This is a genomic window from Micromonospora sp. NPDC048894, from assembly GCF_040649765.1.
Lineage (GTDB): Bacteria > Actinomycetota > Actinomycetes > Mycobacteriales > Micromonosporaceae > Micromonospora > Micromonospora antibiotica.
On the sequence record NZ_JBEZFY010000007.1, the window covers coordinates 110,441 to 136,081 of the forward strand.

General features: G+C 72.3%; 22 protein-coding genes. 3 read left to right on the forward strand and 19 right to left on the reverse strand.

What is annotated here, in order from left to right:
- Positions 1 to 374: 374 nt before the first annotated feature.
- Positions 375 to 1,871 (reverse strand): replication-associated recombination protein A, encoded by a 1,497-nt coding sequence (locus tag AB0C22_RS17365; protein WP_219469657.1) that lies wholly within the window; start codon positions 1,869 to 1,871, stop codon positions 375 to 377.
- 85 nt (positions 1,872 to 1,956) lie between these two features.
- Positions 1,957 to 2,169: a hypothetical protein gene (locus tag AB0C22_RS17370; protein WP_067307861.1), complete on the reverse strand. Its 213-nt coding sequence runs from the start codon at positions 2,167 to 2,169 to the stop codon at positions 1,957 to 1,959.
- 129 nt (positions 2,170 to 2,298) lie between these two features.
- Between AB0C22_RS17370 and AB0C22_RS17375 the strand changes: the two genes are divergently transcribed.
- On the forward strand, positions 2,299 to 3,042 hold the full coding sequence (locus AB0C22_RS17375) for a GNAT family N-acetyltransferase (RefSeq protein ID WP_357535859.1): 744 nt from the start codon (positions 2,299 to 2,301) through the stop codon (positions 3,040 to 3,042).
- Here the strand turns inward: AB0C22_RS17375 and AB0C22_RS17380 are convergent.
- The 8 genes from AB0C22_RS17380 to AB0C22_RS17415 form a co-directional block, all read right to left on the reverse strand.
- A complete protein-coding gene (locus tag AB0C22_RS17380) occupies positions 3,013 to 4,446 on the reverse strand; it encodes an MFS transporter (protein WP_357535861.1) in 1,434 nt (477 codons plus the stop codon). The genes AB0C22_RS17375 and AB0C22_RS17380 overlap by 30 nt on opposite strands.
- Positions 4,446 to 5,042 carry a helix-turn-helix domain-containing protein gene (locus tag AB0C22_RS17385; RefSeq protein ID WP_219469647.1) on the reverse strand — a complete coding sequence of 199 codons (597 nt, stop codon included), beginning with the start codon at positions 5,040 to 5,042 and terminating at the stop codon, positions 4,446 to 4,448. Before AB0C22_RS17385 ends, AB0C22_RS17380 begins: the two co-directional genes overlap by 1 nt.
- A 103-nt stretch (positions 5,043 to 5,145) precedes the next feature.
- Positions 5,146 to 5,958 (reverse strand): sugar nucleotide-binding protein, encoded by an 813-nt coding sequence (locus AB0C22_RS17390; protein WP_357535863.1) that lies wholly within the window; start codon positions 5,956 to 5,958, stop codon positions 5,146 to 5,148.
- 129 nt (positions 5,959 to 6,087) lie between these two features.
- Entirely contained in the window at positions 6,088 to 7,890 is a 1,803-nt protein-coding gene (gene aspS / locus AB0C22_RS17395) for an aspartate--tRNA ligase (protein ID WP_219469641.1), read from the reverse strand.
- 193 nt (positions 7,891 to 8,083) lie between these two features.
- Positions 8,084 to 9,136, reverse strand: a complete 1,053-nt coding sequence (locus AB0C22_RS17400) for a S1 family peptidase (protein ID WP_219469638.1) — start codon at positions 9,134 to 9,136, stop codon at positions 8,084 to 8,086.
- Between the two features lie 1,034 nt (positions 9,137 to 10,170).
- On the reverse strand, positions 10,171 to 11,106 hold the full coding sequence (locus AB0C22_RS17405) for an acyl-ACP desaturase (RefSeq protein ID WP_208569464.1): 936 nt from the start codon (positions 11,104 to 11,106) through the stop codon (positions 10,171 to 10,173).
- Positions 11,107 to 11,179: 73 nt separating this feature from the next.
- Positions 11,180 to 12,502 carry a histidine--tRNA ligase gene (hisS, locus tag AB0C22_RS17410; protein WP_357535866.1) on the reverse strand — a complete coding sequence of 441 codons (1,323 nt, stop codon included), beginning with the start codon at positions 12,500 to 12,502 and terminating at the stop codon, positions 11,180 to 11,182.
- Positions 12,503 to 12,572: 70 nt separating this feature from the next.
- Positions 12,573 to 13,292 carry an MBL fold metallo-hydrolase gene (locus tag AB0C22_RS17415; protein WP_208569462.1) on the reverse strand — a complete coding sequence of 240 codons (720 nt, stop codon included), beginning with the start codon at positions 13,290 to 13,292 and terminating at the stop codon, positions 12,573 to 12,575.
- A 259-nt stretch (positions 13,293 to 13,551) separates the two neighbouring features.
- Between AB0C22_RS17415 and AB0C22_RS17420 the strand changes: the two genes are divergently transcribed.
- Together AB0C22_RS17420 and AB0C22_RS17425 are read left to right on the forward strand one after the other, a co-directional pair.
- Positions 13,552 to 14,436, forward strand: a complete 885-nt coding sequence (locus AB0C22_RS17420; protein WP_208569461.1) for a peptidylprolyl isomerase — start codon at positions 13,552 to 13,554, stop codon at positions 14,434 to 14,436.
- A 61-nt stretch (positions 14,437 to 14,497) separates the two neighbouring features.
- A complete protein-coding gene (locus AB0C22_RS17425; RefSeq protein ID WP_219469632.1) occupies positions 14,498 to 15,340 on the forward strand; it encodes a peptidylprolyl isomerase in 843 nt (280 codons plus the stop codon).
- A 141-nt stretch (positions 15,341 to 15,481) separates the two neighbouring features.
- Here the strand turns inward: AB0C22_RS17425 and AB0C22_RS17430 are convergent, their stop codons facing one another.
- The 9 genes from AB0C22_RS17430 to AB0C22_RS17470 form a co-directional block, all read right to left on the reverse strand.
- Positions 15,482 to 17,914, reverse strand: coding sequence for a bifunctional (p)ppGpp synthetase/guanosine-3',5'-bis(diphosphate) 3'-pyrophosphohydrolase (locus AB0C22_RS17430; protein WP_219470869.1), 2,433 nt, complete (start codon positions 17,912 to 17,914; stop codon positions 15,482 to 15,484).
- 276 nt (positions 17,915 to 18,190) lie between these two features.
- Positions 18,191 to 18,757: an adenine phosphoribosyltransferase gene (locus AB0C22_RS17435; RefSeq protein ID WP_208569459.1), complete on the reverse strand. Its 567-nt coding sequence runs from the start codon at positions 18,755 to 18,757 to the stop codon at positions 18,191 to 18,193.
- 99 nt (positions 18,758 to 18,856) lie between these two features.
- Positions 18,857 to 20,056 carry a protein translocase subunit SecF gene (gene secF, locus AB0C22_RS17440; RefSeq protein ID WP_219469630.1) on the reverse strand — a complete coding sequence of 400 codons (1,200 nt, stop codon included), beginning with the start codon at positions 20,054 to 20,056 and terminating at the stop codon, positions 18,857 to 18,859.
- A 1-nt stretch (position 20,057) separates the two neighbouring features.
- Positions 20,058 to 21,986, reverse strand: a complete 1,929-nt coding sequence (gene secD / locus AB0C22_RS17445) for a protein translocase subunit SecD (RefSeq protein ID WP_219469627.1) — start codon at positions 21,984 to 21,986, stop codon at positions 20,058 to 20,060.
- A 226-nt stretch (positions 21,987 to 22,212) separates the two neighbouring features.
- Positions 22,213 to 22,560, reverse strand: coding sequence for a preprotein translocase subunit YajC (gene yajC / locus AB0C22_RS17450; protein WP_208569456.1), 348 nt, complete (start codon positions 22,558 to 22,560; stop codon positions 22,213 to 22,215).
- A gap of 138 nt (positions 22,561 to 22,698) precedes the next feature.
- On the reverse strand, positions 22,699 to 23,763 hold the full coding sequence (ruvB, locus tag AB0C22_RS17455) for a Holliday junction branch migration DNA helicase RuvB (RefSeq protein ID WP_219469625.1): 1,065 nt from the start codon (positions 23,761 to 23,763) through the stop codon (positions 22,699 to 22,701).
- 34 nt (positions 23,764 to 23,797) lie between these two features.
- On the reverse strand, positions 23,798 to 24,400 hold the full coding sequence (gene ruvA / locus AB0C22_RS17460) for a Holliday junction branch migration protein RuvA (protein WP_208569454.1): 603 nt from the start codon (positions 24,398 to 24,400) through the stop codon (positions 23,798 to 23,800).
- A complete protein-coding gene (ruvC, locus tag AB0C22_RS17465) occupies positions 24,397 to 24,924 on the reverse strand; it encodes a crossover junction endodeoxyribonuclease RuvC (RefSeq protein ID WP_218108214.1) in 528 nt (175 codons plus the stop codon). The genes ruvA and ruvC overlap by 4 nt, the downstream gene beginning before the upstream one ends.
- Positions 24,925 to 25,021: 97 nt before the next feature.
- Positions 25,022 to 25,630, reverse strand: coding sequence for a TetR/AcrR family transcriptional regulator (locus tag AB0C22_RS17470; RefSeq protein ID WP_219469622.1), 609 nt, complete (start codon positions 25,628 to 25,630; stop codon positions 25,022 to 25,024).
- Positions 25,631 to 25,641: the final 11 nt, after the last annotated feature.

The following is a 25,641-nucleotide window of genomic DNA, read 5'->3' on the forward strand; positions in this document are numbered from 1 at the left end:
AGCCGGCGGCGCCTGCTGCGGCCGGGGGTCCGGCTGCGGTGGGCGGACGCCGGCCGAGGGGGGCCCGTCGGGACGGGACACCGGCTGACCGACGCGCGGCGCGACCGGCCCCCCCGGGGCGTCCTGCGGGGCGACCGGTCCCCGTCCGGCAACCGGCGGCACCGGGCGGACCGGCGGCACGGGACCACCGTCCGGGCCGAGTTCGGTGCGCTGCTGTTTCGCCGTACGCAGGTCGTCGATCCAACCGAACTCTTCGCCGGCCGGCTCGGGCGGGGTGTCGTCGCCGCCCCGCCCCCGACCCCACCGACGTCCCTTGGCGCGAGGTTCACGCCGCTCGTCGGGACCGTCCTGCGGTTGCTCCCCACCTCGCGATGTCACTGCTGAACCTCCCCGGCGTCGCCGCCGTCCTCATCCGCCCCACCGGCGTGTCCCGGGCCCGACGGGTGACGGCCGTTGACCACCGGCACCGGCCCGTCGGGTCGTGACACCGGGGTGGACAGCCCCCGGACGATCCGGCGCAGCAGGGGCAGCCGGGCGGCCACCGACCGCTCGGCACCGTGCCCGCTGGGCCGGTAGTAGTCGGTCCCGACGAGGTCGTCGGGAGCGTACTGCTGGGTGACCACTCCGCGTTGGTCGTCGTGCGGGTAGCGGTAGCCCGTGCCGTGCCCGAGCCCCCGGGCGCCGGAGTAGTGCGCGTCGCGCAGCCCACGCGGCACCGCGCCGCCCCGACCGGCCCGTACGTCGGCCATCGCCGCGCCGAGGGCCGTGGTGGCCGAGTTGGACTTCGGCGCGGTCGCCAGGTGGATGACCGCCTGGGCGAGGTTGAGCTGGGCCTCGGGCAGGCCGACGTACTCCACCGCGTGCGCGGCGGCGGTGGCCACCGACAGGGCGGACGGGTCGGCCAGGCCGACGTCCTCGCTGGCGAAGATGACCATGCGGCGGGCGATGAACCGGGCGTCCTCCCCGGCGACCAGCATCCGGGCCAGCCAGTGCAACGCGGCGTCGACGTCCGAGCCGCGCATGCTCTTGATGAAGGCGCTGGTCACGTCGTAGTGCGCGTCGCCGTCGCGGTCGTAACGCACGGCCGCCACGTCCACCGCCTGTTCGGTGGTGGCCAGGTCGATCCGGTCGACGTCGAGCGCGGTCGCCGAGGCCGCCGCCGCCTCCAGCGCGGTGAGCGCCTTGCGGACGTCACCGCCGGCCAGGCGCACCAGGTGGTCCTCGGCGTCGGTGGCCAGGGTCAGCGCGCCGGCGAGGCCGCGCGGGTCGGTCACCGCGCGCCGTAGCAGCGCCCGCACGGCCGCGTCGTCCAGCGGCTGGAGGGTGAGCAGCACGCACCGGGACAGCAGCGGCGAGATGACGGAGAAGTACGGATTCTCGGTGGTCGCCGCGAGCAGGGTGACCGTACGGTCCTCGACGGCGGCGAGCAGCGAATCCTGTTGGGTCTTGCTGAACCGGTGCACCTCGTCGATGAAGAGCACGGTCTGCGGGCCGCCGGAGCGGCGCTGCCGACGGGCGGCCTCGATGACGGCCCGGACGTCCTTGACCCCGGCGGTCAGCGCCGACATGGCCACGAAGCGACGGTCGGTGGCCCGGGCCACCAGGTGGGCGATGGTGGTCTTGCCGCTGCCCGGCGGGCCCCAGAGGATGACCGACAGCGCCGCGCCGCCGCCGACGAGCTGACGCAGCGGGGCGCCGGGCGCGAGGAGGTGTTCCTGCCCGACCAGCTCGTCGATGCTCGCAGGCCGCATCCGCACCGGCAGAGGGGCGTCCTGCCCCACCGAGGCGAAGTCGTCGACGCCGACGGTGCCCGCGGGGGCGCTGGGCGCCGCGGCGGGTGCACCGAGGGAGAAGAGGGCGTCGGAATCCATCAGGAAGACAGTACCGGGCGGGGCCGACGACGCCGGAATCGCGCCGTCGGCCCCGCCCGTTCTGATCCGATGCGGTCAGGTGCGGTCAGCCGCGACCCGGCCGACGGCCCCGGTACCACCGGCCGCCGCCACCGCCGCGCGGGCCGCTGCCGACGCCGGCCAGGTAGAGCGAGAGCAGCAGCAGGCCGATCAGGACCAGGGTGTTCCAGTTGAACAGGTCGGGGGCGCCGAAGTTGGTGTTGAGCAGGTCCAGCAGGAGCGCGAAGCCGAAGACGACGGCCGCGAGGATGGCGAGCATGTGTATGTCCTCCGGTAGGGGGTCCCAGTAGGTCGGCCCCGATGTACCCAATCGGTCGACTCGTCAATCTCCACCGTGGAGATCGTCGTCGCCGGGGCGTCTCGACCGGCCGGGTTCTAGGCTGCTGGCATGATCGACACCGACCGGGAACTTGCCGGCCGGGCGGCAGTCCTCGCCGCCACCGACAACCATCCGTACGTACGGCACGCGTTGCGGCGCGACGACCGGCCCCGCGGCTGGGTCCGCGACGGCGCGGTGGCCTGGGTGCTCCCGGCGGCGGAGAACGACCGGGCGGGTGGTGTGGTCGGTCCGGTCGACGCGGCGGTGGAGCTGGTCGCGGCGCTGGTCACCGACGGGTTCGTGCGCCCGGGGCAGTACCTGCAGCTGCCCCGGGCCGACCGGAGGCTGCTGGTCGACCGGTTCGGCGCGACCCGGGTCGACGACTGGGATTTCCTCTGGACCACCGCCGCCCCGCCACGGCAACCCGGGCAGGAGCGGGTGGTCCGCCTCGGCCCGGCGGACCACCCGGCACTGTCCGCGCTGATCGACGACGCCTTCCCCACCTCCTCGTCGCGCCCCGAGGACCCGACGGTCGTCGACTGGTACGGCAGGTGGGAGGCCGAGCGACTGGTCGCCTGTGGGGCGGACCGTAGTCGCGGCGACATCGGCTTCCTCGCCGGGCTGACCGTGGCCCGCGACCGACGGGGGCGGGGGCTGGGCGCGGCGCTGACCGTCGGGATGACCCGGGCCCTGCTCACCCGGTACGACCAGGTCGGGCTCGGCGTCTACGCCGACAACCTCGCCGCACTGCGGCTCTACCGCCGGCTCGGCTTCACCGGCACCCTACGACGCAGTTCGGTGTGGCTCGGCTGAGGCCGCCGACCCGGCCGACTGGGCGCCCCGGTGGTCGGCCCCGGCGGGCACAGCCGGAAGTCCGGCCCCGGCCGGTGTGGCCGGAACGTTCCCGGGTCCGGCTTCGAGCGGGACGTTCCCCGGCTCGGCTTCGACCGGGACATCGCCGGGTGGGGCTGCGGCCGGGGCGGCCCGCCGGCCGGCCCACCAGGCGGGCAGGTAGAGCGGGGCGGCCACCGCCAGCGCGACCGCGCCGACCACCATCGCCGGGCCGACCCCGTTACGGTCGGCCAGCGCGGTGAGCAGCACCGCGCCGAGGGCGAACCCCGGTTGCCCCATCATCGAGTTGAGCGAGATGACGCTGGTCCGGTAGGGCCCGTCGACCTGCCGGTGCAGCAGCCCCAGGTGCAGCGGGTTGGATGCGCCGTGCACCGCATAGCAGGCCAGGTAGGCGACCAGCACCCCGACCGGCCCGGCGAACAGCCCCATACCGAGCACGGTGACACCCTGGAGGATGCGCAGCAGCCCGGCGGCGGGGGCGGCACCGAGCCAGCGCAGCAGCAGCGGGGTGGCCGCCGCACCGGCCGCCGAGACCAGCCAGGCCGCCGAGTTGGCCGGGCCGAGCAGTGCCGCCGCCCGCTCGGGGTCGCCGACCACGTCGGCGAGCCGGATCGGCAGCAGCGACTCGAAGGTGACCATGCCGAAACCCCAGAACAGCTCCACCGAGACCAGGGCGAGCAGCACCCGGGAGCGGCGCAACAGGCCGACGGCCCGACCCACCATCCGGGGTGCCGCCACGACCGAGGCACGCAGCGTGCCGGGGCCCCGGGCCGGGCCGGTCTCGACCAGCAGGATCAGCAGGACGACCAGGGCGACGGCCTGGAGGGCGGCGGCGACCAGCACCGGCACCGTCAGGGCGCTCACCGGCCCGACCGGGCCGAGCGCGATGAGACCGCCGCTGAGCAGCGCACCGCCGGCGATGGTGACGCCCGCGACGGTGCCGGCGAAGCCGAGGCCGGGCTCGTAGTCGGCGTCCCGGTCGGCGGCGAGCGTGGACTCGACGTACCAGGAGTCGAGCGGGCCGCTGTCGAGCGCCCGGTAGACCCCCTGTAGGGCCCAGACCAGGAAGAACAGGGCGAACGAGTCCGCCACCGCGAACAGCCCGAGCGACAGCAGGCTCACCGACCAGGCGGTGACCAGGACCACCCGGCTGCCGAGCGCGTCGGCCAGGCCACCGGTCGGCAGCTCCAGCACCAGCACGACCAGGCCCTGGGCGGTGGCGACCAGACCGATCTGGGACAGCGACAGGCCGCGTTCCTGCATCAGCAGGATCAGCACCGGAATGGTCAGGCCGGTGGGCAGCCACCGCAGGCCGTAGAGGGTGAGATAACGGAACCGGACCTGGCGTACGGTCAGCGCGGCCATCACTGCTGCTCGATCATCGGGAACGCGGCCACGAAGACGTGCACCCGCTCGGCGTCCGGCTGCGCCGGGTCCGCCTCGGTGCGGTAGCGCTCCAGCACCTGCCACAGCTCGTCCTCCAGGGCCTGGAGCCGGTCGGCGGGGAGGCTGAGGAAGGCGTCGCTCATCCCGAACGCGTCCCGCCAGGCCGGTGACCAGTCCTGCTGGACGGCGAACCAGCGTTCGGCCCGCTCAGCCAGGAGGCGCACCTGGTCGCCCTGGATCCACTCGATCGCGGCCCGGGCGTCGGGGTCGTCGTCGAAGTCGCTCGGCTCCCAGTCGGTCACCTCGTGCGCGGCCCGCCACCAGCGCTGCCGCCCGGCGCTGCGGTCCGGGTCCTCGACCACCAGCCCCACGTCGGCGAGCTGGCGCAGGTGGTAGCTGGTGGCGCCGGTGTTGGTGGCGAGCAGGCCGGCGAGGGTGGTGGCGGTGGCCGGTCCCTGCACCCGCAGCGCGCCGAGCAGCCGCAGCCGCAGCGGGTGGGCCAGGACGCGGACCTGCCGGTGGTCGATCCGGACGGAGCTGGTCGCGGGTCGCCCGCCGGTGTCGTCGTTCTCCATGCATGCACAATAACTGTGCACAGAATCTATGCACAATATTTGTGCATAGATTCTGTGCAAGATCTCCTGTGGGGCCCGACACGGCCGACCCGACGGTCTCCCGTCAGTCGGCGAGCAACTCGGTCACGCCGCGCAGCCGGGTCCGCAGCAGGGTGACGGCGCGGGACGAGTCCAGCCGCACGTCGGTGGGGCGCCGCAGCCCGGCCGCCGTGGTCGTGGCGGTCGTCATCCCGGCCGGATCGATCCCGTGCCGACGGGCCACCAGCAGTCCCAGCCCGGCCCGGCTGACCGGCTCCGGGCCGGCCACGTTGAGCGGGCCGGCGACTGTCGAGTCGGCCAGTTCCAGCACCGCGTCGGCCAGGTCGCCGACGTCGACCGGGCAGCGCAACTCGTCGGTGAACAGGGTGGCCCGACCCGCCAACGCATCCCGGCAGAGCTGTATCTGCTTGCTGCCCTCCCCCAGGATCAGCGAGGTCCGCACCAGCACCGCTCCCGGGTCGACCACCCGTACGGCGGTCTCCGCCGCCGCCTTCGCCGCACCGTAGGGATGCACCGGGGTCGGCACGTCGTCGTCGAGATAGGGGGTCGGACGGCCGGCGTGCAGCGCGTCACTGGACAGGTGCACCAACCGCGCCCCGACCTCGGCCGCCGCATACGCGACGTGCGCCGCCCCGTCGGCGGTGACCGTCCAGTCGTCGGTGCGGTACGCGGTCGCGACGACGACGTCGGGGCGTACCTCGGCGACCAGCTGGCGCACCGCCTCCCGATCGGTCACGTCGAGCCGCCGCGCCGCCACCCCGGGCACCCCGACCGCACCCGACCAGCACGTCCCCACCACCGACCACCCGGCAGCAACCCCCCGCCGACACACCTCACCCCCGAGAAACCCACTACCCCCCACCACCAACGCCCGCATCCCACCACTCCCCTTACAGCGATCAAGAGGTTCACGTCACCTCACGGCGTGATGATGACGTAAACCTCTTGATCAACGATCCGGGGTGGGGCGGCCGGGCGGGCCGGCCGGGGTGGGGTGGGGTGGGGGTTAGGCCGGGTCGGCCACCGGGGCGGCGGGGCCGGCGGTGCCGGGGGACGCGGCCGGGGGCTTGGGCTTGGCGTCGATGCCGGCCTCGGTGCGCTGCTGGGTGGTGATCGGGGTCGGGGCGCCGGTCAGCGGGTCGAAGCCGCCCCGGGTCTTGGGGAAGGCGATCACCTCGCGGATCGAGTCGGCCCCGGCCAGCAGCATGCAGACCCGGTCCCAGCCGAACGCGATGCCGCCGTGCGGCGGGGCGCCGTACTTGAACGCCTCCAGCAGGAAGCCGAACTTGTCCTGCGCCTCGGCGGGGGTGATGCCGAGCAGGTCGAAGACCCGCTGCTGCACGTCGCCCCGGTGGATACGGATCGAGCCGCCGCCGATCTCGTTGCCGTTGCAGACGATGTCGTACGCGTAGGCCAGGGCCCGGTCCGGGGCCTCCTCGAACCGGCCGACCCAGTCGGCGTTCGGCGAGGTGAACGGGTGGTGCACGGCCGTCCAGCCGCCCTCGTCCGTGCGCTCGAACATCGGCGCGTCGACCACCCAGCAGAACGCCCAGGCGCTCTCGTCGATCAGCTTGGCCCGCTTGGCGATCTCGATCCGGGCCGCGCCGAGCAGTTCCTGCGCCTCCCGGGTGTTCGTGCCGGCGGCGAAGAAGACCGCGTCGCCCGGCTTGGCCCCGACCGCGTCGGCCAGGCCACCCAGGTGCTCGGCGGAGAGGTTCTTGGCCACCGGCCCACGCGCCTCGCCGGTCTCGGCGTCCAGCACCACGTACGCCAGGCCGCGCGCGCCACGCGCCTTGGCCCAGTCCTGCCAGCCGTCCAGCTCCTTGCGGGTCTGCGCCGCACCGCCGGGCATGACCACCGCGCCGACGTAGCCGCCCGCGTCGATCGCACCGGCGAACACCCGGAACTCGGTGCCGCGCAGGTACTCGGTCAGCTCGGTCAGCTCCAGGCCGTAACGCAGGTCGGGCTTGTCGGAGCCGTACCGGGCCATCGCGTCGTGCCAGGTGATCCGGGGGATCGGCCGGGAGATCTCGTGCCCGGCCAGGTCCTTCCAGAGTGCCGCGACGATCGCCTCGCCGAGGTCGATCACGTCGTCCTCGGTGACGAAGGACATCTCGATGTCGAGCTGGGTGAACTCCGGCTGCCGGTCGGCGCGGAAGTCCTCGTCGCGGTAGCAGCGGGCGATCTGGTAGTACCGCTCCATGCCGCCGACCATGAGCAGCTGCTTGAACAGCTGCGGCGACTGCGGCAGCGCGTACCAGCTGCCGGGCTGGAGCCGGACCGGGACCAGGAAGTCGCGGGCGCCCTCGGGGGTGGACCGGGTCAGCGTCGGGGTCTCGATCTCCAGGAAGTCCCGCTCGTGCAGCACGGTGCGGGCGAGCTGGTTGGCCCGGGAGCGCAGCCGCATCGCGTTGGCCGGGCCACTGCGGCGCAGGTCCAGGTAGCGGTAGCGCAGCCGGATGTCGTCGCCCGCCTCGACCTGGTCGTCGACCGGCAGCGGCAGCGGCGCGGCCTCGGAGAGCACCTCCAGCGCGCTGGCGGTCACCTCGATCTCACCGGTGGGCAGCTCCGGGTTCTCGTTGCCCTCGGGGCGGCGGGTCACCTCGCCGGTGACCTTGACGCAGAACTCGTTGCGCAGCGCGTGCGCGTCCTCTTCGCGGAACACCACCTGGACCACGCCGGAGCCGTCGCGCAGGTCGACGAAGATGACACCGCCGTGGTCGCGCCGGCGGGCCACCCACCCGGCGAGCGTCACCGTGGTGCCGGCGTCCGTCGCGCGCAGGCTGCCGGCGTCATGGGTACGGATCACGACTTGCGTCTCCTCATCTGCGGTACGGCTGTTCCCCCGCATTGTGTCAGCCGCCCGGTCCGCCCGGTTGCGGGGTGAGCAAGGCCGGCCCGCCCACCGGACGCGCGGAACGGGCCGCCGGTGTTCCCGACGGCCCGTTCACGCAAGGTGGATCAGCGGATCCGGTGGTGCATCAGAGGATGCGGCAGATCGGTCAGATGATGCTGACGCCGTAGACGCTCAGCGGCTCGGTGACCGGCTGGAAGTAGGTGGTGCCACCGCGGGTGCAGTTGCCGCTGCCGCCGGAGGTGAGGCCGACCGCGCTGCTGCCGCTGAACAGCGAACCGCCGCTGTCGCCCGGCTCGGCGCAGACGTTGGTCCGGATCAGGCCGGAGACCGAGCCCTCGGCGTAGTTCACGGTGGCGTTGATGGCGCTCACCGAGCCGCTCTTGAGGCCGGTGGTGCTGCCGGAGCGCTGCACGCTCTGGCCGACGTACGCGTTGGCGGCACCGGTGACGTCCCGGAAGCTGCCGTTGTAGAGGGAGACGTTGCCGGTCGCGTTGGCGGCGTTGCTGTGCCGGACGATGCCGTAGTCGTTGCCCGGGAAGCTGGTGCCGGTACGGGTACCGAGCACGCTGGTCTGGCCGGAGTTCGAGTACCAGGTCGAGCCGATGTTGGTGCAGTGCCCGGCGGTCAGGAAGAAGGTCTGACCGGCGCTGTTGCGGACGTTGAAGCCGAGCGAGCAGCGACCGCCGCCGGTGTAGATGGCCTGGCCGCCGGAGATCTTGGTGCTGAGCACGCCGGTCTCGGCCTCGACCCGGACGGTGCCACCGGTGCGCGCGGCGGCGGCCTTGACCCGCTCCAGCTTGGCGCCGGTGACGGTGCTGTCGACCGACACGACGACCTGGTTGGTGGCGGTGTCGGTCCACCACGCGGTGCCGGGGATCTTGGCCGACCGCTCCAGCTCGGCGGTGGCGGAGCGGAGCTGGGCCGCGCCCCGGGTGACCAGCTTCGGGACGGCACCGGCGGCGCGGACCTGCTTGGCGGCGGCGGTGTCGGTGACGGTGACGACCATCTTGCCGGCGGCGTCGGCGTAGGTGCCGGCGGCGCGGTCACCGAGACGCTCGGCCAGGCTGGCGGCGGCGTCGGGGGATGCGGGTGAGGCGGGGGCCGCCTGGGCGGGGGCACCCATGAGCGCGCCGGTGACCAGGGTTCCGGCCATGGCGACGGCGGCGGCGTGTCGGAGTGAGGACCTCGTGGGTCGCATGCAACAACCTCCGGAAGGGGGTGACGGGCGGCGTCATGAAGACGCGCCCGGGGACAACCGGCCGACCTGGGGAAACCGGCCGAGAGACTGAAGTATTCACATATTTAAGATCGTTATCAAGACATGCGTTTGCCCGGATTCACCCCACCAGCGGTTATGACGGTCAGGCAACATCGTGGACACATCCATGTCAGACCCTCCGCCAACCTGCCCCGCCCCCACAGCGGGCCGGGCCCGAAGCGGCCACCGCCGACAGCCCGAAGCGGCCCCCGCCGGGGGTCCGACGCCGCGGTCCCGACCCGGCGTTGAGTGGTTCGCAGGCGGCCCGGTTGCGCGCCGCACCCGGTCCCGCAGGCACCACAGTCGATCCCGCAGGCACCGCAGCCGATCCCGTGGACGCACCGACCGGAGCCGACCCGCCCCCCGCACCGTCCGACGAGACCGGTGGCACCGGGGTGGTCCGGCCACAGCCGGGACGGCACGACACGACCGGGCCGCCGACCAGGACGTCCCGTGCCGGCAGGCCCGATGGCGGCGAGAACGGCAACACTCGGCACCCGTCACCGGGAGTCATCATCAGTCGACCCCGCCGCCTGACGGTCGTCCCCTTTGCTCTGCCGCCCTCACCGCGACAGTTACCTCAGGTAGCCATGCATGAGAAGACCAGCGAATCACACGCCGCAAGGAAGGGCAGCTCAGGTCGGTGGCGCTCCGAGGGCAGCAGAGCAAAGCGCGGAAGGGTAGGAGCACGAGGGAGGAGCCGTTGTCACGGCGCGTCACACCCGCCGACCTGTCACCGAAAGTCACCGACTTCGAGGGACGGACGGGGCAACCGGGTGACGCATGACGTCGGCACGACCCCGGGCGAAGCGGCGGGGCCGGAAGAGCCGTCCCCACCCGCGCGGCACACCCGACGCGCCCGCCGCACGGCACACCCGACGCGCCCGCCGCAGGGGGTGGCGACGTGGTTGCAGCACACCCCCGTGCCTGCGGGCAGGCACGGGGGTGGTGAAACGCCGGAGGGGACGGTCAGGTCAGGCGCGGGCGGCCAGCTTGGCGGCGCGCGCGTCGCGCTTCTCCTCGAACCGGGACGCGGCCTGCTCCAGGCCGTCCAGGTGGGCGGCGATCCGGTCGCGGGCGGCCTCGCCCTCGGCGTCCAGACCGACGACGTTGAACACGTCCCACTGGCGCAGCACCGGGGCCACCACGTCGTCGCGGTGCTGACGCAGGTCGTAGATGCCGGCGAGGGCGATCGTCACCGACTTGCGGGCGAACCCCTCGATACCCACCCCGGGCATCTGGAAGTCTGCCAGCACCTCGTCGATGGCTCGCATGGTCTGGTTCGGGTCCACCTCGAGGGCCGCGCCGAGCAGATTGCGATAAAAGATCATGTGCAGGTTCTCGTCGGCCGCGACGCGACCCAGCAACGCCTCGCAGACCGGGTCACCGGTGATCCGGCCGGTGTTGCGGTGCGAGATGCGGGTCGCCAGCTCCTGGAACGACACGTACGCCAGCGAGCGCAGCATCGACGTGTCGTGCGAGTTGCTGTAGCCGGCGGTCATGTGCACCATCCGGGCCCGCTCCAGGGCCACCGGGTCGACCGCCCGGGACACCGTGAGGTAGTCCCGGATGGCGGTACCGTGCCGACCCTCCTCGGCGGTCCACCGACCCACCCACGTCCCCCACGCCCCGTCCGGACCGAACAGGGTGGCGATCTGATGGTGGTACGACGGCAGGTTGTCCTCGGTGAGCAGGTTGACGATCAACGCCGTCCGGGCCACCTCGGGCAGGGTAGAGTCCCCCTCCGACCACGCCTCGCCGCCGAGCGGGCCGTCGAAGGTCCGCCCTTCGCTCCACGGCACGTACTCGTGCGGAAACCACTCCTTGGCCACCGAGAGGTGACGGTCGAGGTTCTTGGCGACCACGGGTTCGAGTTCGTGCAGCAGCGCGGTCTGGCTCAGCTCGGTCACAGGGCCCCTCCCTACGGTGGCGTAACTTACGCCACCGTAGGTCCCCGTCGGCGTACGCGCCAGTAACTGAGACTCAGCCGACCAGCGGCTTCAGGTCCGCGTGGGGCGGCGTCCACTCGGCCGGCACGGCGTTCACCTGCTCGCCCGAACGGATGTCCTTGACCTGGTCACCCTCGGCACCCCGGAACCACACGTACGGGATACCACGCCGCTCGGCGTAGCGGATCTGCTTGCCGAACTTCGCCGCGTTCGGCGACACCTCGGTCGGGATCCCCCGCGACCGCAGCACCGCGGCGACCGCGTTGCTGCCCGCCCGCTCCTCCTCGGCACCGACCGCGACCAGCACACAGGTCGGCACGCTGCGCGAGACCGACAGCGCCCCGGCGCCGAAGAGCAGACCGAGCAGCCGGGTCACCCCGATCGAGATGCCGACCCCCGGGTACGACACGGCACCGGCGCTGGCCAGGTTGTCGTACCGGCCACCGGAGCAGATCGAACCGAACCGCTCGTAGCCGAGCAGCTGGGTCTCGTAGACGGTGCCGGTGTAGTAGTCCAGGCCCCGGGCGATGCGCAGGTCGGCGACGCAGAGCCCCGGCGCGTGCGCGGCGGCGGTCTCCACCACCGCGACCAGCTCGGCGATGCCCTCGTCGAGCAGCGGGTCGCTCACCCCGAGGGCGCGCACCGCGTCGGCGAAGGAGGCATCCGGGGCGGAGATCCCGGCCAGCGCCAGGCACGCCTTCGCCTGGGCCGCGCTCGCTCCCGCCGTCTCGGCCAGCAGGTCGGCCACCTTGTCCGGGCCGATCTTGTCGAGCTTGTCGACCGCGCGCAGCGCCGCCTCCGGGTCGGTCAGCCCGATGCCCCGGTAGAACCCCTCACAGATCTTGCGGTTGTTCACCTGGATCAGCACCGGCGGGATCGGCAGCGACCGCAGCGCGTCCCCGATCACCAGCGGCATCTCCGCCTCGTAGTGCGCCGGCAGGGTGTCCCGGTCGACGATGTCGATGTCGGCCTGGAGGAACTCCCGGTAGCGCCCCTCCTGCGGGCGCTCACCCCGCCACACCTTCTGGATCTGGTAGCGGCGGAACGGGAACTGGAGCTTGCCGGCGTTCTCCAGCACGTACCGGGCGAACGGCACGGTCAGGTCGAAGTGCAGGCCGAGCGCATCGTCACCGGCCGGACCATCCGCGTCGGCCTGCAACCGGCGCAGCAGGTAGACCTCCTTCGAGGTCTCCCCCTTACGCAGCAACTGGTCCAGTGGCTCCACCGACCGGGTCTCCAGCGGCGCGAACCCGTACAGCTCGAAGGTGTGCCGGATCCGGTCGAGGACGAACTGCTCGATCATCCGCTGCGACGTGGTCCACTCCGGGAAGCCGGACAGGGGCGTGGGCTTGCTCATGGCGTACTCCTTGCGGGTCCGCGCCGGGCGCGGTGAGAGCGAAAGGTCCGCGCGCGGCGCGGAGGAGAAGCTAGAGGCCGCGGGTGGGCGCGGCCGGACGTGCGCCACCGGGGCCCGCCACGTCGACCAGGTACGGGTTGCGCACCCGCTCGCGGCCGATGGTGGTCCTCGGGCCGTGGCCGGGCAGCACGACCGTGTCGTCGGCCAACGGGAGGACCTTCTCCCGCAGGCTGGCCAGCATCCGGGGCATGCTGCCGCCGGGCAGGTCGGTGCGACCGATCGAGCCGGCGAAGAGCACGTCACCGGAGAGGCAGAGCTGGTCGGCCTCCCAGGGCGAGCCGGTGCCGGGCAGCCGGAACAGCACCGACCCGCCGGTATGGCCCGGCGCGTGGTCGACGGTGATCTCCAGGCCGGCCAGCGCCAACGTCGCACCGTCGGTCAGCTCCGCGACGTCGTCCGGCTCGGTGTACGGCAGCCGGCCGCCGAACAGCGCGGTGAGGTCCATCGACAGCGCCTTGGTCGGGTCGGCCAGCAGCTCCCGGTCCTCCGGGTGGACGTACGCCGGGATGCCGCGCGCGCCGCAGACCGGGGCGACGGAGAAGGTGTGGTCGAGATGGCCGTGGGTGAGCAGCACGGCGGCCGGGTGCAGGCGGTGCTCGGCGAGCACGGCGTCGAGCCGGTCGAGCACCCCGATACCGGGGTCGACCACCACGCACTGCTCCCCCGGCGCGGTCGCCACCACGTAGCAGTTGGTGCCGAAGGCGTCCGCGGGAAAGCCGGCCACGAGCACGTCCGCTCCCCTTTCGTTCGAGTCGTCCGTCTCCTGGGCAGCCTAGTCGTCGGCGCGAGCCGACATCCGCGCCCACCCGCACCACGGGCCCCGTACGGCACAGTGACGCACTTTGATAAACCCAGGCCGGCCCTCGTACACCACTTTCACAGCGGGTACCCGTACACTCTGGCGGGCGTGTGGCGTGGCGCACCTGCGGACATCGTGGCGCGTACGGCCCGACCGCCGGTGACGACCAGGGTAGAGGAGGGGAGCACGGGTGGCTTCCAGCAGGGACCGGCAGCGCAAGCTCGCGCGGGAGAAGCTCGACCGGCAGTTGGCCCGGCGGGCCGCCGCCGCCCGACGGCGTCGGCAGATCCAGGCCGGGGTCGGTGCGGCCGTGGTGCTGGTGCTGATCGTGGCCGGCGCGGCCTGGGGGCTGGGTGCCTTCGACAGCGACCCCGAGCAGAAGGCCGCCGAGGACGTCTGCCTCTGGACGCCGCAGGACGCGGCCGCCAACACCAACCTCAAGGACGTCGGCACCCCGGCCACCACCGGTCTGCCCACCACCGGGGTACGCACCATGACGATCGACACCGACCAGGGCGGCCCGGTCACCGCCGAGCTTGACCTCGCCGCGGCGCCGTGCGCCGGGGCGAGCATCGCCCACCTGGCCGGCAAGTCGTTCTACGACAACACCAAGTGCCACGAGATCACCACCGAGGGTGCGTTGCGTTGCGGCGACCCGAGCGGCACCGGCCTGGGCGGCCCCAGCTACTCGTTCTACAACGAGAACGTGCCGACCGCGCCCGAGGCGAGCCCCTCGGCCAGCCCACCGCCCGGGCAGCCGCCGACCTACCCCAAGGGCACGGTCGCGATGATCAGCAACCCGCCGGGCGCCAACGGCAGCCAGTTCCTGCTCTTCTTCAAGGACTCCAGCCCGGCCCAGCCGGCGTACCCGATCATCGGCCGGATCACCGGCGGCCTCGACGTGGTCGAGAAGATCGGCGCCCAGCCGACCGTGGACAACGGGGCGGGCGCCAAGGTCAAGCCCAAGACCGACGTGCTGATCCGCAAGCTGACCGTCGGCGAGGCGCAGGCCGCGCCGGCTCCGGCGACCGGTTCCCCGGCCGCGTCCCCGGCGGCCAGCCCCAGCGCCGGCTGAGCCGGCCCACCACCCGTACCTGCGGCCACGCCGCGCCAGAGAAAGCCCAGGAGGAGTGACCGTGACGTCCACGAGAGAGCGGCAGCGCGCGGCGGCGCGGGCCCGACTTGAGCGGGAGATGGCCGAACGTTCGGCCAAGGCCCGCAAGCGCCGGCAGACGCAGGCGATCGTCGGGGCCGCCGCGATCCTGGTGCTCGTGGTCGCCGGCACCGTCTGGTTGGCGACCAGCCTCGGCGGTGATGACGACGACAACAAGCAGCAGACCGCCAGCACCGAGGGCTTCTCGCAGTGCACCTATACCGAGGCGCCCAAGGAGGGCCGGCCCGCCCAGATCAAGGATGTCGGGCTGCCCCCCAACCAGCAGGCCAACAAGGGCACCCAGACGTTGACCCTGGAGACCAACCTGGGCCCGATCGTCGCCAAGCTCGACCGGACGAAGGTGCCCTGCACCGCCGGCAGCTTCACCCACCTGGCCAGCAAGGGCTTCTTCGACAACACCAAGTGCCACCGGCTGGTGACCGAGGGCATCAAGGTGCTCCAGTGCGGTGACCCGAGCGCGACCGGCGCCGGCTGGCGGCAGACCGACGGCACCGGCGGGCCGAGCTACGGCCTCGCCGAGGAGAACCTGCCGACCGACAAGCGGCCCCCCTACCCGGAGGGCGTCATCGCGATGGCCAACTCCGGGCAGCCGGGCAGCACCGGCAGTCAGTTCTTCATCGTCTACGGCGACTCGCAGCTCGATGCGAAATACACAGTGCTGGGCACCGTCACCTCCGGCATGGACCTGGTCAAGCAGGTCGGGGCGGCCGGTGACGACAAGGCGTACGCGCAGCAGGCCGGGGGTGGCCACCCCAAGAAGGAGGTCACCATCACCAAGCTGACCATGAGCGACATCGAGGGCTGACCCCTCGGGTACGACGAAGCGCCCGCCGGCTGAGCCGGCGGGCGCTTTCGTTACCTCGGTGTCCGCAACACTCCCGGGGACCCTACGGACCCACGGATCCGGAGGCGGTCGGGTGGTCCGCCCGGTGGGGTCCCAGGCCCGTCAGGCGCCGGAGGTGACCCGGTAGGCGTCGAAGACCCCGTCGACCTTGCGGACGGCGGCCAGCAGGTGCCCCAGGTGCTTCGGGTCGGCCATCTCGAAGCTGAACCGGCTCACCGCCACCCGGTCCCGGGTGGTGGTGACCGTCGCCGACAGGATGTTGACCCGCTCCTCGGAGAGCACCCGGGTGACGTCGGCCAGCAGCTTGTGCCGGTCGAGTGCCTCCACCTGGATGGCCACCAGGAACGTGGAGGCGGAGGTGAGCTTCCAGCTGACCTCGACCACCCGCTCGGCCTGGGCCCGCAGGTCCTCGGCGTTGGCGCAGTCGTCGCGGTGCACGCTGACCCCGCCGGAACGGGTGACGAACCCGAAGACCGAATCCGGGGGCACCGGCGTGCAGCACCGGGCCAGCTTGATCCAGACGTCGCTGACGCCCCGCACCACCACCCCGGGATCGCTGCTGTTCTGCCGGCTGTGCGGCGGACGGGTGGCGACGGCGGTCTCGGCGATGTCCTCCGCCGCGCCCTCCTCGCCGCCGTACGCGGCCATCAGCTTCTGCACCACCGACTGCGCCGACACCTGGCTGTCGCCGACCGCCGCGTAGAGCGACGCGACGTCGGCGAGGTGCAGGTCCCGGGCGATCGCCATCAACGCGTCGGAGGTGAGCATCCGCTGCAACGGCATGCCCTGCTTGCGCATCGCCTTGACGATCGAGTCCTTACCGGCCTCGATCGCCTCCTCACGCCGCTCCTTGTTGAAATACTGGCGGATCTTGGTACGCGCCCGGGGGCTCTTGACGAAGCTCAGCCAGTCCTGCGTCGGACCGGCCGTGTCGGACTTCGAGGTGAAGATCTCGATCACGTCGCCGTTGGACAGCGCCGACTCCAACGGCACCAGCTTGCCGTTGACCCGTGCCCCGATGCACTTGTGCCCGACCTCGGTGTGCACCGCGTACGCGAAGTCCACAGGCGTCGACCCGGTCGGCAGCGGGATGACGTCCCCCTTGGGGGTGAAGACGTACACCTCCTGGCTGGACAGGTCGAAGCGCAACGCGTCGAGGAACTCCGACGGGTCGGCGGCCTCCCGCTGCCAGTCCAGCAGCTGCCGCAGCCAGGTCATCTCGTCGATGTGCGCGGGCGGGCCGACGATCTGGGTGCCCTTGTGCTCCTTGTACTTCCAGTGCGCGGCGATACCGAACTCGGCGGTGCGGTGCATCGCGTAGGTGCGGATCTGCATCTCCACCGGCTTGCCGGTGGGCCCGATGACCGTCGTGTGCAACGACTGGTACATGTTGAACTTGGGCATCGCGATGTAGTCCTTGAACCGGCCCGGCACCGGCTGCCAGTTGGCGTGGATGACCCCCAACGCCGCGTAGCAGTCCCGCACCGTGTCGACCAGGATGCGCACCCCGACCAGGTCGTAGATGTCGTTGAAGTCCCGCCCCCGCACGATCATCTTCTGGTAGATCGAGTAGAGGTGCTTCGGCCGGCCGGTCGTCTCCGCCTTGATCTTCGCGGCCTTGAGGTCGGTGCCGACCTTCTGGGTGACCTGCTTGAGCAGCGACTCCCGCTGCGGCTGGTGCTCCCCGATCAGCCGGAGGATCTCCTCGTAGCGCTTGGGGAACAGGGTGCCGAAGGCCAGGTCCTCCAGCTCCCACTTGATCGTGTTCATACCGAGGCGGTGGGCCAGCGGAGCCAGGATCTCCAGCGTCTCCTTGGCCTTCTGCTCCCGCTTGGGCGCCGGCAGGAAGGACAGCGTCCGCATGTTGTGCAGCCGGTCGGCCAGCTTGATCACCAGGACCCGGGGGTCCTTCGCCATCGCCACGACCATCTTGCGGATCGTCTCCGCCTTGGCCGCGTCGCCCAGCTTGACCTTGTCCAGCTTCGTCACGCCGTCGACGAGCAGGGTGACCTCGGGACCGAAGTCGGTGCGCATCTGGTCGAGGGTGTACTCGGTGTCCTCGATCGTGTCGTGCAGCAGCGCCGCCACCAGCGTGGTGGTGTCCATTCCCAGGTTGCCCAGGATGGTCGCCACCGCCAGCGGGTGGGTGATGTACGGGTCACCGGACTTGCGGTACTGACCGGAGTGCCACCGCGCGGCGGTGTCGAAGGCACGCTGGAGCAGCCGGGCATCCGCCTTGGGGTGGTTTTCCCGGTGGCTGGCGATCAGCGGTTCGAGCACCTCGCTGACCTGGGAACTCTGCCAGGGGGCGTTGAACCGGGCCAGCCGCGCCCGCACCCGACGCCCGGTCGGCGCGTTGGACAACGCGAAACCGGCGCTCGGGGACGGGTCGTCGTCGAGCGCCGCCCCGGCTGCCATGCCGTCGAGCGTGGCACCGACGTCGTCGCCGACCCCCGCCGGGCCGACCGGTGGGTCGTTCTTCCGAGCGGTCACCGCGCCGTCAGCGTCGCCTGTCGGGTGCACCGTGCCCTCCACCGGAGGGACGACATCGTGGGACACCGGCCTCCTCACCGATCGCCGGGACCACGCCGGCCGTGCGGCCGACGCCTGTCTTCCAACCGGCCGTCGCGCCGGCATGTTCCCATCGGCCGCCGTCGGGGCCGATGGCGTTACCCGCCGGCCCCCGGCCGACGCCCTGCCCGCCGCCCGGACGGGTGATCGCCCGGTCAGCAATGGGCAATGCTACCCGCACGGTAGGTGCCGTGCCGCTCCGCCGGACGGTCCGTCCCAGGTCGGCGGGACGACCGGGCGTCACACGGTCAGCAGGGCATGGACCGGACGCCCGGCGAGCCGCTCCCGCCCACCCAGGAAACCCAACTCCAGCAGTACGGTGAACCCGGCCACCGTGCCACCGGCCCGCTCGACCAGATCGAGGGTCGCCTCGGCGGTGCCACCGGTGGCCAGCACGTCGTCGACCACCAGCACCCGGTGCCCGGCGGTGAAGGCGTCCTGGTGCACCTCGAGCGTCGCCTCGCCGTACTCCAGGGCATAGGAGGCCGAGTACGCCGGCCGGGGCAGCTTGCCCGCCTTGCGCACCGGCACCACCCCCATCCCGGTCGCGTACGCGATCGCGGCGGCGATCACGAAGCCCCGGGCCTCGATGCCGACCACGATGTCGAAGCTGTCCCGCCCGTGGTGGTCGATGATGCCGTCGATCACCTCGCGGAACACGTCGCCGTCGGCGAACAACGGCATCAGGTCCTTGAACAGGACACCGGGCTTGGGGAAGTCCGGCACGTCCAGCACCCGGCTGGCGACCAGCCGGGCGACCTGCGGGCCGCTGTCTCCCCGTACCGCGGTGCTGTGGGTCTCCGTCACGATGGTCGATTCTCCTTCGCTACGACGACGGCGTCCGCCATGCTGCTCGCACAGCATGGCGGACGCCGTCGACTCGACGTGTGGCGGGTCGCCCGTCGGTCAGCGCCGCTTCGCGCCACCGGGGCGGTTGCCCCCGCCGCCGCTGGGACGACCACCCCGGGCACCGGTCGCCCGCTTGGCCGCCGGCCGGGAACCGACCTTCGGCGCGCTGCCGGCCAGGGCCGCCGCCTCGGGGTCGATCGGCTCGTCGGCAGCGTCGTCGCCGGCCGCCTGCCGGGCCGCGCCACGCGGGACGACCTCGCCCCGGGCGATCGCGCCCCGCCGGGCCAGCACCCGCTTGGTGTGCGCCTCGATGCGCGGGTCATAGTTCTTGAGCAGCACCAGCAACGGGGTGGACAGCAGGATCGAGGTCAGGAACGCCATCGCCATACCGACGAAGAGCACCAGGCCCAGGTCCTTCAGGGTGCCCGCGCCGAGCAGGCCGGCACCGATGAAGAGCAGACCGCCGACCGGGAGCAGGGCGACCACCGAGGTGTTCAACGACCGCATCAGGCTCTGGTTGAGCGCCAGGTTGGCCGCCTCGCCGTAGGTCTGGTTGTTGTTGGCCGTGATGCCCCGGGTGTTCTCCTGGACCTTGTCGAAGACCACCACCACGTCGTAGAGCGCGAAGCCCAGAATGGTGAGGAACCCGATGATCGTCGACGGGGTCACCTCGAAGCCGACCAGCGAGTAGATGCCGGCGGTGAGGATCAGGTTCATGAACAGCGAGATGATCGCCGCGACCGCCATCCGCCACTCGAAGCGCAGCACCAGGTAGGCCGCCACCACCAGGACGAAGATGATCAGGCCGAGCAGCGCCCGGGAGGTCACCTGGCTGCCCCAGGCCTCGCTGACCTGGCTGCCGCTGATCTGGTCGGCGTTGATGCCGAACTCCTGCGCCATCTCGGCCTTGACCGCGTTGGCCTGGTCGGCGCTGAGCTGCGAGGTGCGCAGCTCGTAGTACTCGCCGCTGGTGCTGCCGACCTTCTGCGCGGTCACCACCTCGGCGCCGCCGCCCTCGGCCGCCAGCGCGTCGTTGACCTTGCCCTCGGCCTGGTCTAGGGTGCCGACGCTGGCCGGCACCTGGAACGAGTTGCCGCCGGCGAACTCGATGCCCAGGCTGAAGCCGCGCACCGCGAAGCTGAGCACGGCGATCAGCACCAGCACGCCGGCGACGGTGAACCACAACTTGCGCCGGCCGACGATGTTGAGACCGGCCTCGCCCCGGTAGAGCCGGGACGCCAGACCACTCTTAGCCATCTCAGGCCTCCTTGACGCGCGAGTTGCGGGCGGTGGCCGGGTCGGCCGAACGGGCTGGCAGGGCCCGACCGAGGCCGCTGACCCGGGGCGACAGGAACGCCGGGGTCCGGGCGAACATCGTCATGATCGGGTGCCGGAAGAGGAAGACGACCACCAGGTCGAGGACGGTCGCCAGGCCGAGGGCGAAGGCGAAGCCCTTCACCGTGCCGACCGAGACGATGTAGAGGACCACGGCGGACATCAGGGTGATCGCGTTGGCCGAGATGATCGTCCGGCGGGCCCGGATCCAGGCCCGGCCCACCGCGCTACGCGGGCTGCGCCCCTCCCGGATCTCGTCCTTGAGCCGCTCGAAGTAGATGACGAACGAGTCCGCCGCCACACCGAGCGAGACGATCATGCCGGCGATGCCGGCGAGGGTGAGGGTGAAGCCGATCGACCGGCCGAGCACCACCAGCGCGCCGAAGACCAGCAACGCGGAGAGCACCAGGCTCAGGAAGATGACCGAGCCGAGCAGCCGGTAGTAGAAGAACGAGTAGATGATGACCAGCAGCATGCCGATGCCGGCGGCCAGCAGACCGGCCCGCAGGTGGCTGTCGCCCAGCGTCGCGGTGACGTTCTGCTGCTCCTGCGGCACGAAGGTGACCGGCAGCGCGCCGTAGCGCAGCTGGCTGGCCAGCGCGTTGGCCGACGTGTTGTCGAAGCTGCCGGTGATCTGCGAGTCGCCGGTCAGCACGCCCTGGATCTCGGGCGAGGAGACGATCTCGTTGTCCAGCACCACGGCCACCCGGCACTTGCCGTCCTGGCCCAGAGCCGTCTGGTCGCAGCCGCCGCCGGTGTTGTTGAACGCCTCCCGGGTCAGCTCGGTCCACTTGGACTGGCCGTCGCCGGTGAAGTTCAGGCTGACCACCCAGGTGCTGGCCTGGTCGAGGACGGCGTTGGCGTCCTTGACGTCGGTGCCGAGCACCTTGGCCTGGTCGAGCAGGTACTTCGCCGCACCACCCTCACAGGCGACCGCCTGCTGCTTCTCGTCCTTGATCGACGCGGGGGGCCGCTTGTCGAGCTGGGCGCAGGTGATGGTCGGCACGTTGAACTGCATCTGCGGGCTCAGCACCGCGATCTCCTGCGGGGAGAGCGTGCCGAACGGCTTGAGCGTCTCCGCCAGGGCCGGGTTGGTGGCCAGGTCGGCCGGAGCCTGGAGCCCGCTCGCGGCGGCCCAGGCCGGTGCACCGACCTTCTTCTCGACGGCCTTGCGCTGCTCCTCGATGCTCTGCGACACCGGCGCCTCGGTGGCGCTGGGCGAGGCGGCCGGGGCGCTCGGCGAGGCCGACCCGGACGGGGAGGCGCTCGGGCTGGCGCTCGGCGCGGGGGCGCCACCACCCTGCCCACCGGCGCTCGGCGAACCGGTCACCTTCGGCGCCGCACTGCCGGAGGCCTTCGGCGACGCGCTGCCCGACGGAGCCGGGGAGGCGCTACCCGACGGGGCCGGCGACGCACTGCCGGACGGAGCCGGAGCGGCGACCGTACCGCTGCCGTCGGCGGCCTTGAGCACCTTGCGGAAGCGCAGCTCCGCGGCGCTGCCGACGTCGGTCAGCTCCCGGTTCTCACCGGGCAGGGAGATGACGATGTTCCGGTTGCCCTCGGTGACCACCTCGGCCTCGGCCACCCCGTAGGCGTTGACCCGGCTCTCGATGATCTGCCGGGCCTCCTCCAGGTTGGCCGACGTCGGGGGCTTGCCGTCGATGCTGTTGGTCGCCTCCAGCGTCAGCCGGGTGCCACCGATGAGGTCCAGGCCGAGCCGTGGCTCCAACCGGTCCTTCCAGCTACCGCTGGCGCCGCCCGAGAAGAACACCAAGGAATAGAGGACGACGAAGATGATCCCGAGCACGGCGAGCTGCCGCCCGGGGCGCATCTGTCCCTGAGGTGGTGCCACGGCTGTCTGTCTCCCTGTAACGGTCGCGCCGCCGGCGCAGCGGCGACGAGGTCGGAGCGGGGTTCCCGCCCCGACGTGCTCTGCGCGGACCGCTCCCGACCGTGCGGCACGGCGTACCACCGCCGACGTGGGGGCGTCGGACGGCGGGGCGCGCGTGCCGGCCCCGGGGACCGGCCCACCTATCCAGTTGTCCTGTCACGCCCACCCCGGCGGGGCGGGCGGACACTCACTCCTTGACGGCTTCCGCGTCCTCGATGACCGGCTCGTCGGCCTCCGGACGCTCCGCCCGGGTGACCACCCGGGCGATGGCCGGCCGGGCGTAACGGGACTGCACGCCGGGGGCCACCTCCAGCAGCACGGTGTCGTCCTCGACGCCCACGACCGTGCCGTAGAGCCCGCCGATGGTGACGACCTCGTCACCGGGGCCGAGCGCGGACTGCATGGCCTCGGCCTCGCGGCGGCGCTTCTGCTGCGGCCGGATCATCATGAAGTACATGACCCCGAAGAGCAGGGCGATCATGATGATCGGCGTCAGACTGCCGGCGCCTCCGCCGGACTGTGCTGCGTAAAGCACGGTGTGCGACCTTCCCATTGGCCCCCGTTCGGCGCGGTGCGCGCCGGAGCGGAGGCGGATATTCACATCCTGTACAGACCGCGGCGAGTCTAATCCCTGCACCTGGGAACGCCGAATGCGGCGCAGATCACGTTCAGATCACGGTGGATCGGGCGCGTTCGAGAACAGATCAGGCACAGCGGGGGCTTCCATGCCAAATGTACCATTTGGTGGTGTCCGGCCGAGGTGCCGCCAGGCCGCCTCGGTGGCCACCCGCCCCCGGGGCGTACGGGCCAGCAGTCCAGCGCGGACGAGGAACGGCTCGCAGACCTCCTCCACCGTGTCCGGCTGCTCCCCCACCGCCACCGCCAGGGTGGACAGGCCCACCGGCCCGCCCCGGAACGAGTCGACCAGCGCGGTCAGCACCGCCCGGTCCAGCCGGTCCAGCCCCAGGGCGTCCACGTCGTAGACGGTCAGGGCAGCGCGCGCGGTCTCCAGGGTGACCACCCCCTCGGCCCGGACCTCGGCGTAGTCGCGCACCCGGCGCAGCAGCCGGTTGGCGATCCGGGGCGTGCCCCGGGACCGGCCGGAGATCTCCACCGCCCCCTCCGGGGTGATCGGCACGCCCAGGATGCGCGCCGACCGGTGCAGCAACGCCTCCAGGTCGGCCGGGGAGTAGAAGTCGAGGTGCGCGACGAAACCGAACCGGTCCCGCATCGGACCGGTCAGCAGGCCGGACCGGGTGGTGGCACCGACCAGGGTGAACGGCTCCACGTCCAGCGGGATCGCGGTGGCCCCCGGCCCCTTGCCGACGATCACGTCGACCCGGAAGTCCTCCATCGCGCTGTAGAGCAGCTCCTCCGCCGGCTTGGCGATCCGGTGGATCTCGTCGATGAACAGCACGTCGCCCTCGGCGAGGCTGGTCAGGATGGCGGCCAGGTCGCCGGAGCGCTCGATCACCGGCCCGCTGGTCACCCGGATACCGGAACCCAGCTCGGCGGCCACGATGTTGGCCAACGTCGTTTTCCCGAGGCCAGGAGGCCCCGACAGGAGGATGTGGTCGGGTGGGGCGCCGCGCCGCATCGCGCCCTGCAACAGCAGGTCGAGCTGGTCGCGGACCCGGTGCTGGGCGATGAACTCGTCGAGCCGCTTCGGCCGGACGCTGACCTCGGCGTCGCGCTCCGCGTCGTCGGCGTACGCCGAGACGAGGCCGTCGCCGGTCATGCCGGCCGCCCCGGCCGCGACCGCGCCACGGCGGTCATCGGGTCCGGCCGAGCAGTCGGATGGCCTGCTTGAGCAGGACCGGCACCGGCGGGGTGGGGCCGTCGACGGTCTCCGCCACGGCGGCCACCGCCTGGTCGGCCTGCCCGGCCGTCCAGCCGAGCCCGACCAGCGCCTGGCGGACCTGGTCCGGCCAGGCCCCGGCGGTCACCCCGGCCGCGCCGTCGGGCCCCACCGGCACCGGACCGATCCGGTCACGCAGCTCCAGGACCAGCCGCTCGGCGCCCTTCTTGCCGATCCCCGGGACCCGGGTCAGGGCGGCGGTGTCGGCGTTGGCGATGGCCTTGCGCACCGCGTCCGGGGTGTGCACGGCCAGCACCGCCTGGGCCAGCCGCGGGCCGACCCCGCTGGCCGTCTGGAGCAGCTCGAACAGCTGCTTGGCGTCGTCGTCGGCGAAGCCGTAGAGGGTGAGCGAGTCCTCCCGGACCACCAGGCTGGTGGCGAGCCGGGCCGGCTGGCCGACCCGCAGCTCGGCCAGGGTGCCGGGGGCGCACTGCACCGCCAGGCCGATCCCCCCGACCTCCACCACGGCATGGTCCGGACCGGTCGCGGTCACCGTGCCGCGCACGCTGGCGATCATCGTGCTCCTCCTCGTCGTACCCGGTCGGCGGCCTCGGCCAGCTTGGACCGGGTGCCGCCCCGCCACACGTGGCAGATGGCCAGGGCCAGGGCGTCCGCCGCGTCGGCCGGCTTGGGCGGCTCGGCCAGCCGCAGCAGCCGGGTGACCATGGCGGTCATCTGCTTCTTGTCGGCCTGACCGGACCCGGTCACCGCGGCCTTGACCTCGCTCGGCGTGTAGGTCTGCACCGGCAGCCCGGCCCGCGCCCCGGCCAGCACGGCGATCCCGCTGGCCTGGGCGGTGCCCATCACGGTGCGCACGTTGTGCTGGCTGAACACCCGCTCCACGGCGACCGCGTCGGGCCGGTGCTCGGCCACCAGGTCGGTCAACGACCGGTCCAGGTGCAGCAGGCGCAGCGACAGGTCGTCGGCGGGATCGGTGTAGACGACGTAGTAGGCGACCAGCGAGCAGGGGCGGCCCGGCACGCCCTCGACCACGCCGACCCCGCACCGGGTCAGCCCCGGGTCGACGCCCAGCACACGCACGCCGTCTCCTCCAGGCCCCTCGACAGTACGGGTGTTCGACACCCTACTGGTCCACCCCGACACGCCGGTGGGCGGACACGCCGCCCGCCGGTGGGTCTCAGCGGGTACGCAGGCCGTCGAGCACGCCGTCGACGACCCGTTCGGGGAGCAACCGGTCGTCCAGCTCCGGATGCCAGCGCAGCAGCCGCTGGACCAGCATCGGCCCGGTGAGCAGCGCCATGGCCACCTCGATGTCGAGATCGGCGCGCAGTTCGCCGGTGGCCACGCCCCGGCGGAGCACCTCCCGCATGATCTTGCGGCGGGGCTCGATGATGTTCTGGTAGAGCTGGAAGTGGTCCGGGCTGCGGTTCACCTCGGGCACCAGGCACGGCATGATCCGCTCGGCCCGGGGGTCGATGTTGTGCCCGACCGCACCGACCAGCAGCACCAGGTCGTCGCGCACGGAGTGCCCGGCCGGCTGGGGGACCACCCCCTTGAGCCGGCGCAGGGCGTCGAGCAGCAGGGCGTCCTTGCCGGGCCAGCGGCGGTAGATGGTGGCCTTGCCCACCCCGGCGCGGGCCGCGATCGCCTCGATCGACAGTGCCTCGAGGGTGCTGCCCTCGGCGAGCAGGTCCAGGGTGGCCTCGATGATGGCCTCGTCCGCGCGGACGCTCCGCGGTCGCCCGGGCGACCGCGGAGCATCGGCGGTGGGGTTCATGTCAGACATTGTTCCCGGCC